Below are 13934 nucleotides of genomic sequence, written 5' to 3' on the forward strand. Positions count from 1 at the left end.
TCGGCGAGCTGGTCGATGTAGTCGGGATCCTCTCCCTTCTTCCATTTCGGCAGACTGCGCAGGTAATCGTCCAAGGGGTCGAACGGCTCGCTGAAGTCGCTGTTGATGATGTTGTGCAAGGTCTTCTCCGAGAGATGCAGTCCCGACTCGTCCATTTCGCTCCAGATGGAGTTCTCGATATTGTCGTCGATGCGTACCCAGTCAGGATACTTGCCGTCTAAAACGAAGCGGCTCTCTACCTCGTAAAATCCCGTCAGCACGTTTCGGCGGAACAGATAGTGGGTGAGTAGCCACTGCTTGATGCCCCTTACCGATGGTTTGGCGCTGCGCCCCTCGCCATGGCGATAGAAATGCCAGATACCAAACTTGTTCAGATGCTTGTAGCGAGACTTGATGACAGAAGCCGTATCTTCGTAGCTGGTGCCAAACTCACGGTCGGTGTAGGTCAGAACTTCTTCCTGCGGGATGCCATAGTAGATGCAGATGTCGGCAAAGTGCCATACATACTCGTTGTGATGCTCAGGCTCGAACCGATAGCCCCACAGGTCGAGCAGTTCCTTGATATGGGAAGCTGCCTCCTCGATGGTAGGCGCACCCTTGTCGCTTGACTTCGCCTCCTCTTTCACCTTGCTGCTTCGCTTACCTCCCTTGGCGTTTCGCCTGGCAGAATACTTCGCCTGCAATGCCTTCTTCGTGTAGAGGGGGTTCAGATCCTTCGGTCCCAAGGCAAAAGGCTCGGCATCCCAACGGAAATAGGCATCCGGGTCGTAGGCAAGACCGGCGCATCGGGTGATGTCTACACACTGCTTGTCGGGAGCGATACCCAGGAGCTGGGTGTAGTAAGCCATCGCCTTCTGCAGCACGGCATCGAAGAGTTCGAGCACGCTGATGTCGTCGTCATCCACAGGACGGTAGGCGCAGAATACTCTGAATCCCCTGCCGCTCACGGTGATATACTCTACCATCGTATGACTGTCGCCTCTCACCAGTTGGATAAGCTGCTCCATATCTTCCTTCTTCACATGGTCGAAGTCGAGCTGTAACATGTAGGTAGGTTTGAGGAAGTCGGCAAGTTGTCTGCCGTAGCCGTTCATGAGTGCCGAAACCGTGATGGCAGGCATCTCAGGCTTGTACTGGTCGGCAAACTGCTTGCTGATGGCGAGGCGCTTGCGGTAAGTCTCGGTCATCATTCGTAGCTCAGGGCTAGAGGTAATCACGCTCTTGAGATACAACCAGTCGGCGAGTGGATGGCTCTCCGAAGATTTGATGCAAGGGAAGTACGATGGCATCGTAGCTGTCCCATTCATGCAGTTGGTGTTTGATTCTTTTTCCATTTCGTTTTAAAATTGTTGTTGTTATATACTATTCAGTCGTTTCCAACGTTCTCTAAGAAAGAGTGTGGGTGAACACTTGGCGATGAAGTCGGTGAAGGGTGAACCCTGATGCCAACCTTTAGCGTTAATAATGTGTTAAAAACACTATATAACCCATTATAATAGAGACTCTTATATTTCTAGCATGCGCTGTATATACAAAGTTCTTTTTACTAGGGTTCACCCCTGAGCCGAAAAGGTGAATGCTTGGGGCAAGTGTTCACCCCGCTGTTCACCAATCGGTAACTTAAGATTGCTTCAGCCCTCGTTCTTGAAAGCTGCTGCGAATTTAAGAAAAAAGGTTGAGACCGCCAAGAATCCTGTACCTACATATATAGGTACAAAAAGGCGATGATTTTATAATAGCTTAACAAAAGATATTTAAATTTTTTTAATATATTAAGAAATGACACGATTTACAAAAACCAAAAAGGCACTGCGCGCTTTGACGGATACCATCCTCGGCGGCAGTAGCAATGTGGTACGCACCTTAAAGGTGGCTGGCCACATGAATGAGAATTCAGTCAAGCATGTCTAAGAGGGTTATGCCAGTCATACCCAGTCCTACTGCCTGCTTCGTTCTTCGCTGAAGAAGCATCACTGCACCAAAGACCAGGTGATGCAGATAATGGACTATCTTGACAACATGGAAGAGGAGTATCACAAGTCCTATCCCGACGATTCTTGCCCGATGGACGGCGGCTATAAGGCAAGCTTCGAAAGGTTTGTGATAGAATCCTTGAGAGCAGAGTGAGGAATGTTGAATTTTCCCACACTGATCTCACGGATTTTTAGAAACTTACGATTTTTTTCGTTCTCAAGCAACATATTCGTGTAATTCGTGCAATTCGTGTTCAGTAACCCCAATAAGCAATTCGCGTGCAGGTTGATTTTTGAACACGAATCTCTCGAATCTCAGTAAGCATGATACAATATAACTTTTTTCAAAAACTGATAGGTGTAACTACTTGTAATATAGTGGGGACGCTGTATTGGTGGTATACATATAAAGTATTTAATGATTGAAAAATAAATTAAGTAGATGAAAATAGTATTAAGTACTGATAGTATGATTTCTGCAGTGCGCCTTAAAGGTGCGATATTGCGAGCTGTAAAGGGTGAGAATTCCGATATTTCTATCGAAACCTGGAGCTATGTCAGGACAAGTGATAATTTTGATGTCATATATCATAATAAGGAACAGTATGTAAATGATCCTACAAAGAATGTTCTTTTTAAAGTGGTGCAAGATGGCAATGATGTATTATTAACTGTTGCATGGTGGAAGAGAAACCCTGACCCTTCATGGGAAATAAGAAGTCTTCATGTTGGGCGTTTGGTTGAGCTTTTGTTGACTTATTTCAAAAATAAGTTTATCAGTTTTAAAATTGTGGATTTTAATTAGAAAGATTATGGTTTCAATCACCCGTGAAGATGGAGAGGTCAGCAATGAACTTTTATCAGGAATTACTGATAATTTAAAGTTCTTCATCGAAAATATAACTTGCGTAAGAGAAACATTTGGTTTTAGTCAGACTACATTATCAACGCAATTAAATAAAACGCGTAAAGAATTAGCTGAGTTTATAAACCATAATAATATCAGTGAGAAAGAGGACGAAATAGTTATCCCTAACACTAAGCGTAAAAGCTATCGTAATCTGGAAAGAAGTGTTAGAAGAGCAGAACAAGCTTTTAACTTGATTCCTCCTAGCTATTTAGTTTCATTGGTTTCTTTATTTGATTCTTTTTATGCTGGTCTTGTAAGATGTATTTATAATTTATGTCCTGAAAAATTGCAAGATAGTGATATGTCCTTTAAATATAGAGACTTGAAAGACTTGGATTCTGTTAGAGAGGTAAAGCAGATTATAGTAGAAAATAAAATAGAAAATCTCTTAAGAGGTTCTCATGAGGAGCAATTCAAATGGTTAGCTTCTGCAATAGGAGTTTCTACATTAATGCAGTTTCAAGGATGGAGTGAATTTATCGAAATCACAGAGCGTAGAAATTTATTTGTGCATGCAAATGGTAAAGTTTCAGCTCAATATATAAACATTTGTAAAAAACACAAATCTATTGATGGTAATATTTCTATAGGTTCTACCTTAGAAGTAAGCAAAGAATATTTTGAGAATGCATTTAAAAATTTATATAAGATAAGCATAATGCTTTCTTATATGTTATCTTGTAATGTTTACTTGGCGAAATTTACTGATGATCAGAATTCGGTTGATAAACATTTAATATCTCGCATATTTGAACTTATATCAGATGAATTGTATGACGTTGCAATAGATGTGTCGATATTTGCATTAGGCGTGAAGTTTAAGCATTCTATATACGACAAGTGTTTCTTTACATTAAACTTAGCTCAGGCTTATAAATGGGCAGATAATCAAGAAAAATGTATAGAAGTGCTCAGAAATGAAGATTGTTCAGCATGGAGAGATGAATTCTTGCTTCCAAAATATGTACTAGAAGATGATTACGAAAGTGCATATAATCTGATGGCAAAGGTGGGTGACAACAATGGAGTTCTAACAGCTACAGCTTATAGAGATTGGCCTATCTTTAAAGAAATAAGAAAGGAAACAAAATTCTCAGATTTGTTCCATGAGATATTTGGAGAACAATTAAGAGAAAATGTTAATGTTGGTAACGAAAAAATGATTAATGAAGAAAATGTTGCCAATAAAGAAGTTCAATAAGTAATTCAATTATGATACAACCAAAGATTTCAGTAGTGATGGTATGCTATAATGCCGTCTTTGCAAATGGGATGTAGCCTTTCCGTCATTGTTTATGCCCCATGCGGTCCCATCCCGCAAAACTTGGCGAAGACCTTTGATGGTCCGCCAACCTTAGAGCGTAGCGGTTCCGAGCACCGAGTAGGGCGGTTACATCCTTCCTTCTGAGGAGGAAGGCTTGGTTAGAGGTGGAGCTCTCCTTGCAGGAGAGACGGAGAGGTAGAAAAAAGCCTTTTTTAATGGTAAAGAAGGACGGGTTGATTTTAGAAATAACACTATAATGATGAAAAATTTCAAAGATATAACAGTAGCAGTAGCCGGTACCGGCTACGTAGGTCTGAGTATAGCAACCCTGTTATCTCAGCACCATCATGTAACAGCAGTAGATGTAATCCTAGAGAAGGTGTAGAAACTCAACAATAAGATTTCTCCAATCCAGGACGATTACATCGACAAGTATTGCTATATTGCCGCAGCGTAGGCGAGGACATCTGATTGTATGAATGAAAAAACAGCGTAGTTCATGCAGCCGATGAAAGCAAGGTCGTAGTCCTAGGCTTGGATGGCTATATCGTAGCTAGGAAGCATAGATTGCTGCTTGCTTGCTCATAAAAAGATGAATAGTGAATTTTAAAATATTAGAGCGAAAATAGTTTGTTGATAGTAAAGCTTATTTCTTGTGAGTCTATTTACTATCGATTTTTAAATATGCTAAGTATATTTCTACAAGCAATTGTTATTGTACACAATAATCGCTTATTGTTTACAATACATGTGCTTTGATACATTTTTATATCAATGAAGACAAAGATTTTAGATTGTACCCTTCGTGATGGTGGTTACTATACGAATTGGGATTTTAGTTCTGATGTTGTCAAGACTTATATCGAGACAACCAATAAACTTCCTGTAGATTACTTGGAAGTTGGTTATCGTAATAAACCAACGAAGGAGTATATGGGAAAGTTTGGTTATACGCCAGTTTCCATATTGAAGAAACTACGTAAGAGCTCTAACAAGAAACTTGCGGTAATGTTGAATGAAAAAAGCACATTACCAGAAGATTTGGATGAGCTTCTTACTCCTATCAAGGGATTAGCCGACATGGTTCGTCTGGCTGTTGACCCAAAGAACTTCGAGCGTGCTGTTGTTTTGGCTAAGGCCGTAAAGGCTATGGGATTTGAAGTGGCATTCAATACTATGTATATGTCAAAATGGAGTACAGAGTATAAGGGGTTCTTGGATAATCTGTCAGAAATCAATGGAGTAGCAGATTTGTTCTGTATGGTAGATTCATTCGGTGGTATTACTCCTTCTGAAGTAAGAGAAATTACGGCAAAAGTGAAGGCAAATACCACTTGCGCTGTAGGATTCCATGGACACAACAACTTGCAGCTCGGCTTGATTAATACTTTGACTGCTATTGAATGCGGTGTAGACTTTGTTGATGCTACTGCTTTGGGTATGGGCAGAGGTGCTGGTAATCTGAATATGGAATTGCTTCTTACTTATCTTAAAAACGAAGGCTTGGATGTTGATTTCAATGTATTAGGCGATTATGTCTCCAACTTCCAGCCATTGCTAGATGAATATCAGTGGGGCACTAATCTGCCATATATGATTTCGGGTGCTAATCGAATTCCTCAGAAAGAAGTGATGGAATGGGTAACCAACCGAGCATATAGTTTCAATAGCATCGTTAGAGCTTTGGATAACAAACGTAATTGTGTGGCAGACAATGCTCATTATCCTCTTTTGGAAGCAAGACCAACAGATAAGGTTTTGATTATTGGAGGTGGTAATTCTGCTATTGAGCATCAAGAAGCTATCAAGGAGTATCTGAAATCTCATCCAAACGTTGCAGTGATTTTTGTCACTTCCCGTCATGCTGCTTCTTATCTTGATATAGATAATGATAAATATTATTGTCTCGTAGGAAATGAGGCAAAGCGAATGAAACGCAATATCAAAGCAAGTGAATTCAATGGTAAGTGTATTTTGGCTCCATTCCCGAGAAAGATGGGAACTGAAGTTCCTGATTTTGCGGAAGACTCAACTTTTGAGTTAAAAGACATTGTATTCACCCAGGATTATTTAGATTCTTGTACAGCTATTGCTTTACAAATTGCATTGGATTTGGAAGCTAAAGATATTTTTGTCATTGGATATGATGGCTATAAGGGTGAAGTCCTTTCTGAAAAGGAAATGGACTTGACTAATGAAAATAGAACTTTATTTACTGGTTTTGTTTCTTATTTCAAGAAACCATTGATATCATTAACTGATACATTGTACAAAGAATTAGAAGTTAAATCAATTTATCAATTAATTTAGTTATAAATAATATTAATATTAACAATATGGGAGGAGTATTTTTTGTTAGTTATACAGTTACTCCTTTCGGTAAAAATGTGAGCAACATGAGCAGAAATGAGAAATTTGCCTTTTTCTTGCCAACGAGAAAAGGAAGTGAACGAGTTCAGAACAAGAATACCAGAACTTTTGCTGGTATTGAAGGTGGTTTGTTGAAGTTGAAATTGAATCAGTTGTTGGAAATTGACAGAGTTCATGATATTATCGTTTCAACAAATGATCCTGAAACAATTGAGATTGCACAGTCGTTCAATAATGATAGAATTCAAGTAATAGAGCGACCAGAAGCTTTGTGCTTGTCTTCTACTGTCATCGAGGATTTCATTAATTATATCCCAACAGTGGTCAATGCTGATCATATATTTTGGGTTCATGCAACAGCACCATTTGCAGACAAACAGGTTTTGGAGAATGCACTTGATGTCTATGAGAAGGAAGTGATTGGTGAAAATAATTATGATAGTTTGCTTAGTGTAACTAAGGTACAGCAATTTCTTTGGTCTGCTAAAGAAAATAAATGTATCAATCATGATAGAGAGCAGGTAAAATGGCCACGGACTCAAGATTTGGAACCATTATATGAAATTAATCATGCATTTTATATAAATAGTAGAGAGAACTATCTGAAGTTCAATGATAGAATTGGTGTAAAACCATATTTATATGAATTGGATAAGATTCACTCGTTTGATATAGATTGGAATGATGATTTCCAACTTGCTGAAATTATTTATAATAGTTTATATGCAAAAAAATAAAGTTGTAACATTTGGAGAAATCATGGTGCGCTTAGGCGCACCTGATTATCTCAAACTTATACAGAGCAATAGCCTGGATGTTAGTTATGCTGGTGCAGAAGCTAACGTTGCAGTGAGTCTTGCTCATTATGGAATATCTACAGATTATATTACTTGCTTGCCTGAAAATCCTATTGCAGAACATTGCATAATGGAATTACGTGGCCATTGTGTAGGCGTAGACCATATCCAGCGTTCTGGTAAGAGAATGGGTATTCTCTATCTGGAGACAGGTAGCAACATGCGCCCATCCAAGGTGTTTTATGATCGCGAATATTCTTCGATAGCAATGATAGAGCCTGGTAGTATCAATTGGTATGAGATATTGAAAGATGCAACTTGGTTCCATTGGACGGGTATAACACCTGCTTTATCACAAAATGCAGCTGATGAATGTTTCAAAGCTATACAAGTAGCAAACGAATTAGGTGTAACGGTATCTTGTGATATCAATTATCGCGGCAATCTTTGGAACTATGGTAAGGATGCTTCTGAGGTGATGCCTGCTTTGGTTGAAGGATGTGATTTAATCATGGGTAATGAAGAGGATTGCGAAAAGGTTTTTGGTATCAAGCCAAAGAACTTTGATGCATCCAATACACAAGGAAATATTAATCAGAGTACTTTTGAGTCCGTTTGTCAGCAGATGATGACTCGATTCCCTCGTTGCAAGAAGATGGCAGTAACACTACGTGGCGCTATCAATGCCAATCACAATACCTGGTGTGGTATCCTTTATGATGGAAAGCAACTATATCAGTCTGCCAGATATGATATCACGGATATCGTAGATAGAGTTGGTGGTGGTGACTCCTTTATGGGAGGGCTAATTTACGGATTGCTTCATTATAGGGATAATCAAAAGGCTTTGGGTTTTGCAACTGCAGCTAGTGCTTATAAGCATACGTTGAAAGGTGATTTCAATTGGGCTACAGTAGATGATGCAGAGGCTTTGATGAGTGGTAATGTTAGTGGTAGAGTAAAGAGATAAGCATCTTCTCTAAATACACATATAATAATTTATGGATTCTAATTCTAAAAGAATAGCAAAAAATACATTGTTTCTTTATCTAAGAATGGGCTTGTTGATGTTTATATCCTTGTTTACATCACGAGTACTTCTTGATAAATTGGGTGTTGAAGATTTTGGAGTATATAATGTTATTGGAGGTATGGCTGCCATGTTTACCTTCTTTAGCAGTTCTCTTGCCAATGCAACTCAGCGCTTTTTAAATATTGAGTTGGGGCAGAATGACATAGCAAAGGCTAAACAAATATTTCAACAACATTTTACTTTATATTTGGCAATCATAATAGCTGTAATAATTATAGCTGAGCCCATCGGAATCTGGCTTATATATAATAAGTTGGTTATCCCGGCAGACAGGTTGATAGCTGCTGTATGGGTATTTCAATTTACATTGTTATCTTTGGCAGCAACTTTCGTCGGAATAGTCTTCAACTCGGAGATTGTTTCTCACGAAGATATGAAGATATACTCTTATATCGGTATTATCGAGGGAGTTGCAAAGTTGTTGATATGCTATATCATCAGCATTTCTGATCATAACAGACTGTTATTCTATGGACTTCTGCTTCTTTTTGTGAATCTTGGAATTCAAGGATCCTATATACGCTATTGCATTAAAAAATATGAGGAATGCAAGATAAGGTTAATTTGGAATATTAAGCTTCTAAAAGAAACAACAGGCATAGTTGGCTGGAATTTTATCGGTACTTTAGTATGGATGATAAATGATAATTGCGTCAATCTATTGCTTAATATGTTCTTTGGTCCCGTAGTAAATGCAGCAAGAGCGATATCCTATCAAATCAATGGAGCATTGCTGAATTTTACGAATAATTTCTTTATGTCGGTGAGGCCACAGTTGATGAAAAGTTATGCCAAAGGTGATTTAGGATATATGAATATGTTATTGTTTAACAGTACAAAATATTCGGTATGCCTACTTTATTTGTTGGCTATTCCTGTCATTTTCTGTATCGACCAGATATTAGGTGTATGGTTAAAAGTTGTACCTGATTTTACAAACATATTCTCCGTTTTAATTATCTGTTATTCGTTTATATGTGTTGTCCATGCTCCATTATGGGACGTAGCTTTGGCTTCTGGTAATATTAAGCGTTATCAGGTAGTTGGTAGTTGTATATTCTTATTGGTTTTTCCAATATCATATGTGTTTTTAAAACTGGGATATCCTCCAACCATTGTTTTCTATGTGATGATAGGTGTTAGAATATGTTTTTATATATCATCTGTCATTATTGTACAGTCAATAGCTAACTATTCTTTGTGGGATTATTTTAATAAGATATTCACTCCAGTAGTAATTGTTGTTGTGCCATCATTGGTATTTCATTGTATATTGAAATCTTTTTTGCCATCATCACTAGTTTGGATGTTTGTGTTTATCTTACTTTCTCTCTTATTGAATGCTGTTATCATATTCTCAATCGGATTAAATAAATCAGAGCGTGGCTACATTATGAATATAGTACGCAAAAAAATATCAAAATAAAAATGAAAATATTAGGAATTTCATGCCATTCTATAAAAATGGCAGTTATTAATTCTCTTAATCTTGCAGCTTATTATTTGAGTGGTACTGCTGTAAGTAACAAGAAAGTTTTAAAATCTTTAAAGGACAAATACAAAGGAAAACGTTGTTTTGTTGTTTGTAATGGTCCTAGTCTTCGAACAGAAGATTTGACGAAAATTCATAATGCAGGTGATATTTCAATTGCAATGAATATGATTGGAAGAATCTGTAAAGATACACCTTGGCGTCCTACTTTTCTTAATAATACAGATGCTTGCAATTATCTTATGAAAAATAAGAAGGATTCCGAAAATACAGAATGTACTTATCGCATAATGACTCCCAAACGCTATTTAAATTCTTTTTCTCGTAAGGGTAAATTGGTGTTTATACGTTTAGATGGAGACCGAAAGTTTTTGGATAATCCAATATTTGATATTGATATCACAAAACCATTTCCAAGTATAGGAACTACAACATATGAGTGTTTGGAGATAGCTGTATATTTAGGATGTTCTGAAATTTATATTATTGGTTGTGATATGTCATATAAAGTGAATTTGAACAGGGATGGTAGCGTAACATATAATGAGGCGGGTAGAGATCATTTTTATGCTTCAGAAAAAGAAGCAGCTGCTTCTACTAATTTACGTCCAAATCCAACTTGGGAGATGGAAATCGCATACGAGGCAGCAGCCAAGGCTTCTCTTGAAAATGGCTATAATATCAAGAATGCTACTCGTGGAGGTAAACTGGAATATTTTCCACGCGTGGATTTTGATTCTTTATTTTAGAATAAATTTGTAAAAAAATATTAATTAGCATGGAAGTTGTAATTATAACAATAGAATACCATAACGGATTATCAATTATTGAGAGTTTGGGGCAAAAAGGTATCTTAACCAACGTTATTGACGTAACTGATGAACCTAAACCTTATATGCTTTGCAGTAAATTTGTTAAGCAAGGGTGGAAGTGTAAGACTAATGAAGATGCTATTTCTATCTTGTTGAATGACTTTAAGGGTGATGGAGAGAAGGCGTTGCTGATTTCTTGTTCAGATGATGCAACTGCTATGTTGGATAAACATTATGATGAGCTGAAAGATAGATTTATTCTTCCTCTAACATCTTTTCACGGTCACCAAGAAGAATTGATGAGCAAGCAATATATGTCAAACCTTGCTCTGAACATAGGTATGAATGTACCTGAAACTTGGCTTTTGGAAAAAGATCAAGAAATACCAGAGGATATCATTTATCCATGTATTACGAAAGCAATATCAAGTGTTGCTGGAACTAAGATTGATAATATCCGGGTCTGCAATGACTATAAAGAGCTGAAATCGTTTGTTTATAGTTCAGGACATTGTACAACTCTCCAAATACAGAGATTTATTGATAAAGTTTTTGAATTTCAGTTTCTTGGATGTTCTTTCAATGATGGTAATGAAATAATCATTTCAGGAAGAACTCATATTGACAGACCTAATGGGCTAGAAAATGCATATTTTCTTCGATTCGATAAGGTTGAAGAAGAGTTAAAACCCCTGGAGAATAAGGTTCGAAAGTTTATTTCGGAAACAAGATATAATGGGCCGTTTAGTGTAGAATTTTTGCGAGACAAGAATGGTACAGATTATTTTACGGAGATGAATTTTAGAAATGACGGAAATGCATATTGCCAGACATGTGCTGGTATAAATGTGCCTTACATAATGTATCTATATTATTCTGGTGGTGATTATAAAGCTGAGTTGCGAAAATCTTATGTACATCAAATATATATGGTACCAGAGATTACATATTTACGGTGTAAAAAAAGTGGTGAATTTGGTTGGAAGGAATGGTATCGCAATATGAAGAAGGCAAATTGTTATACTACCTACTTTAAGCAAGATAAGGCTGTATTTAGACAGCTTATTCTGAATATTATAAGGAAGTTTATTTTAAAAAGGGTTAGACGCATTTTTTAATTAAAGGTTAGCATATATAAGAACATAGTAATGATAGAATGTTTTAAAATTCAGCTTCTTTCTTTTGATAATGAAGATGAAATCTTCGATATCAAGAAGGGTAAGAGGATATTTGGTGTGGATTGCTTAAAGCCTTATGCTAAGGCAAATCCAACCATTATTGTGGCTGATCCTTTCTTATTTGAATATAAGGGTAAGCTACATCTGTTTTATGAGAGTAAGGGGCTTTATACACCAGGTGTGCTCATGATGACATCTACTTCTGATTTAGTCCATTGGTCTAAGCCTGTAGTAGTCTTGAAAGAACCATTTCATCTCTCTTACCCTTGGGTGTTTGAGGAGAATGGAAAAGTATATATGATACCGGAAACAGGTCAAGATGGTAGTATACGTCTATATGAAGCAACTAGTGATAGTCTTAGTTCATTTGGACTAGTTAAAAAATTGATGGAGCAACCAAAAGACAAGGAAATAAAAATGGGTTATGGTGATTCTTCAATTTACAAGAAAGACGGTAAGTATTACCTGATGACCATGTTGCAATATAGTGAACCTGTGAATGTTTTGGAACTCTATATTAGTGATAAGTTTGAAGGTCCATATACACCTCATCCTAGTTCTCCTATTATTGAAAGTAATAAAGTTGGGCGCGATGCAGGTTGTTGGATAGAACATCAAGGCAAGTTGTTGAGAGTATCTCAAGATTGTACTCATCGCTATGGTGACAACGTTCATGTTTCTGAGATAACGAAGCTTTCTCCAACAGAGTATGAAGAAACCATATTGAAGGAAAAGATATTGCCGACGGATATCCCTTTCTATAAAGAAGGTGGACATCAATTTAACGTGATCAATTTTAAAGGCAAATGGATTGTTGCTACCGATGCAAAAGAATACCATCGCCTGATTGGAACAAGAATTTTACATAAGATAAAGAGTAAGCTATGATACCAAAAGTAATTCATTATTGTTGGTTTGGGGGTAATCCTCTGCCAAAGAGTGCACAGAAGTGTATTGCTTCATGGAAAAAGTATCTCCCTGATTATGAGATAAAGGAGTGGAATGAGAGTAACTTTGATGTGAATATCATTCCTTATACAGCAGAGGCATATAAGGCTAAGAAGTATGCCTTTGTGAGTGATTATGCCCGTTTCTGGATTCTCTATAAATATGGTGGTCTTTATTTTGATACCGATGTTGAGGTTATCAAGAATATGGACGACATCATTGCCAAAGGTCCGTTTATGGCTTTTGAGGATGTCAGTGATGGAAAATACCCAATAGCTCCTGGTCTTGTTATGGGTGCTGTTGCTCAAATGAACTTTTTATCCCATATTATAGACGAATATAGACGGAAGAACTTTGATTTTGGGCGAGGTATGGATAATGTAGTGACTTTAACTACAAATATATTTATTGAAAAGGGTTTATTGCAAAATAACGAATTACAAAAGGTGTATGATTTTATCATATACCCAACGGAATATTTTTGCCCATTGTCAAAATCAACTGGTAAAATGAGAATAACCAATAATACTTGTGGTATACATTGGTATGATGGAACTTGGCTTTCTAGAAAGGACAAAGTGGGGCAGTATATTAGAATGCACTTTGGAGAGGGCATGTTTTTGAAAATTTGTAAATTTAAAAATATATTGAAGAAAATATGTTATTTTATTTAATTGTTGCTATTTTTACAACGTGTGCCTATTTTTTTGCTGAAAACAGTAAAAAACGCCTAACGTTTTGTTTTTCCTTTATAATTTTCTTGTTAATTCCAAGTTTGGTTGAAGGTTTACGTGATTGGAACGTTGGTGAGGATATGTATACCTATGGTAGAACATATTTTATTGAGGCTCAACAATATAATTCACTAGTAAAATATATTTCAGAATTGGATGATAAGGAGTATGGTTATCGTATACTCAACTATTTGGCAAGTCGATTAGGAAATATAAATATATTTTTATTTCTGTGCGCATTTATTAAAATTCTATTAGTTGGATTAACAGCATTACACTTCAAAAAAAGTGGCTCCATGGTTCTATTTATATTAAGTTATATGTTAATATTTTATTGGTATGGATTCTCTTTAATGCGCCAAT

At 36.9% G+C, this 13934-nt stretch carries 15 protein-coding genes; 14 read left to right on the forward strand and 1 reads right to left on the reverse strand.

Annotated features, from left to right (window positions below; all coding sequences use genetic code 11):
• Window positions 1–1334: BT4734/BF3469 family protein (locus DWV53_RS13405; RefSeq protein WP_147468802.1), on the reverse strand; the 1334-nt coding region annotated here is incomplete at its 3' end.
• A gap of 445 nt (window positions 1335–1779) precedes the next feature.
• Between DWV53_RS13405 and DWV53_RS16220 the strand changes: the two genes are divergently transcribed.
• From DWV53_RS16220 to DWV53_RS13470, 14 genes are all read left to right on the forward strand, one after another.
• Window positions 1780–1911, forward strand: a complete 132-nt coding sequence (locus DWV53_RS16220) for a hypothetical protein (protein WP_256615098.1) — start codon at window positions 1780–1782, stop codon at window positions 1909–1911.
• Window positions 1912–1989: 78 nt separating this feature from the next.
• A complete protein-coding gene (locus DWV53_RS15835) occupies window positions 1990–2127 on the forward strand; it encodes a hypothetical protein (RefSeq protein ID WP_181992506.1) in 138 nt (45 codons plus the stop codon).
• Window positions 2128–2415: 288 nt separating this feature from the next.
• A complete protein-coding gene (locus tag DWV53_RS13410; protein ID WP_118154858.1) occupies window positions 2416–2778 on the forward strand; it encodes a hypothetical protein in 363 nt (120 codons plus the stop codon).
• A gap of 7 nt (window positions 2779–2785) precedes the next feature.
• Window positions 2786–4084, forward strand: coding sequence for a hypothetical protein (locus DWV53_RS13415; RefSeq protein ID WP_147468803.1), 1299 nt, complete (start codon window positions 2786–2788; stop codon window positions 4082–4084).
• 319 nt (window positions 4085–4403) lie between these two features.
• Window positions 4404–4532: a hypothetical protein gene (locus DWV53_RS13420; protein ID WP_287570940.1), complete on the forward strand. Its 129-nt coding sequence runs from the start codon at window positions 4404–4406 to the stop codon at window positions 4530–4532.
• Between the two features lie 389 nt (window positions 4533–4921).
• Window positions 4922–6457, forward strand: a complete 1536-nt coding sequence (locus DWV53_RS13430) for an aldolase catalytic domain-containing protein (RefSeq protein WP_118154864.1) — start codon at window positions 4922–4924, stop codon at window positions 6455–6457.
• Between the two features lie 26 nt (window positions 6458–6483).
• Entirely contained in the window at window positions 6484–7254 is a 771-nt protein-coding gene (locus DWV53_RS13435; protein WP_259318995.1) for an acylneuraminate cytidylyltransferase family protein, read from the forward strand.
• On the forward strand, window positions 7241–8284 hold the full coding sequence (locus DWV53_RS13440) for a sugar kinase (protein WP_118154867.1): 1044 nt from the start codon (window positions 7241–7243) through the stop codon (window positions 8282–8284). The genes DWV53_RS13435 and DWV53_RS13440 overlap by 14 nt, the downstream gene beginning before the upstream one ends.
• Before the next feature lie 31 nt (window positions 8285–8315).
• Window positions 8316–9833, forward strand: coding sequence for a lipopolysaccharide biosynthesis protein (locus DWV53_RS13445; protein ID WP_147468804.1), 1518 nt, complete (start codon window positions 8316–8318; stop codon window positions 9831–9833).
• A gap of 2 nt (window positions 9834–9835) precedes the next feature.
• Window positions 9836–10648 carry a 6-hydroxymethylpterin diphosphokinase MptE-like protein gene (locus tag DWV53_RS13450; RefSeq protein ID WP_118154873.1) on the forward strand — a complete coding sequence of 271 codons (813 nt, stop codon included), beginning with the start codon at window positions 9836–9838 and terminating at the stop codon, window positions 10646–10648.
• A gap of 29 nt (window positions 10649–10677) precedes the next feature.
• Window positions 10678–11829: an ATP-grasp domain-containing protein gene (locus tag DWV53_RS13455; RefSeq protein ID WP_118154876.1), complete on the forward strand. Its 1152-nt coding sequence runs from the start codon at window positions 10678–10680 to the stop codon at window positions 11827–11829.
• Between the two features lie 30 nt (window positions 11830–11859).
• Window positions 11860–12777, forward strand: a complete 918-nt coding sequence (locus DWV53_RS13460; protein WP_118154879.1) for a glucosamine inositolphosphorylceramide transferase family protein — start codon at window positions 11860–11862, stop codon at window positions 12775–12777.
• Window positions 12774–13511: a glycosyltransferase family 32 protein gene (locus DWV53_RS13465; protein WP_118154882.1), complete on the forward strand. Its 738-nt coding sequence runs from the start codon at window positions 12774–12776 to the stop codon at window positions 13509–13511. The genes DWV53_RS13460 and DWV53_RS13465 overlap by 4 nt, the downstream gene beginning before the upstream one ends.
• Window positions 13496–13934 (forward strand): EpsG family protein (locus DWV53_RS13470; protein ID WP_220432012.1); only part of this gene is annotated, 439 nt, incomplete at its 3' end. The genes DWV53_RS13465 and DWV53_RS13470, both read left to right, overlap by 16 nt.

Origin of the sequence: Segatella copri (assembly GCF_003465495.1) — a bacterium.
Classification (GTDB): Bacteria; Bacteroidota; Bacteroidia; order Bacteroidales; family Bacteroidaceae; genus Prevotella; species Prevotella copri_G.

Coding starts and splice junctions, on each gene's coding strand:
- DWV53_RS16220 (WP_256615098.1), top strand. CDS start 1,780: ATGACACGATTTACAAAAACCAAAAAGGCACTGCGCGCTTTGACGGAT.
- DWV53_RS13410 (WP_118154858.1), top strand. CDS start 2,416: ATGAAAATAGTATTAAGTACTGATAGTATGATTTCTGCAGTGCGCCTT.
- DWV53_RS13415 (WP_147468803.1), top strand. CDS start 2,786: ATGGTTTCAATCACCCGTGAAGATGGAGAGGTCAGCAATGAACTTTTA.
- DWV53_RS13420 (WP_287570940.1), top strand. CDS start 4,404: ATGATGAAAAATTTCAAAGATATAACAGTAGCAGTAGCCGGTACCGGC.
- DWV53_RS13430 (WP_118154864.1), top strand. CDS start 4,922: ATGAAGACAAAGATTTTAGATTGTACCCTTCGTGATGGTGGTTACTAT.
- DWV53_RS13435 (WP_259318995.1), top strand. CDS start 6,484: ATGGGAGGAGTATTTTTTGTTAGTTATACAGTTACTCCTTTCGGTAAA.
- DWV53_RS13440 (WP_118154867.1), top strand. CDS start 7,241: ATGCAAAAAAATAAAGTTGTAACATTTGGAGAAATCATGGTGCGCTTA.
- DWV53_RS13445 (WP_147468804.1), top strand. CDS start 8,316: ATGGATTCTAATTCTAAAAGAATAGCAAAAAATACATTGTTTCTTTAT.
- DWV53_RS13450 (WP_118154873.1), top strand. CDS start 9,836: ATGAAAATATTAGGAATTTCATGCCATTCTATAAAAATGGCAGTTATT.
- DWV53_RS13455 (WP_118154876.1), top strand. CDS start 10,678: ATGGAAGTTGTAATTATAACAATAGAATACCATAACGGATTATCAATT.
- DWV53_RS13460 (WP_118154879.1), top strand. CDS start 11,860: ATGATAGAATGTTTTAAAATTCAGCTTCTTTCTTTTGATAATGAAGAT.
- DWV53_RS13465 (WP_118154882.1), top strand. CDS start 12,774: ATGATACCAAAAGTAATTCATTATTGTTGGTTTGGGGGTAATCCTCTG.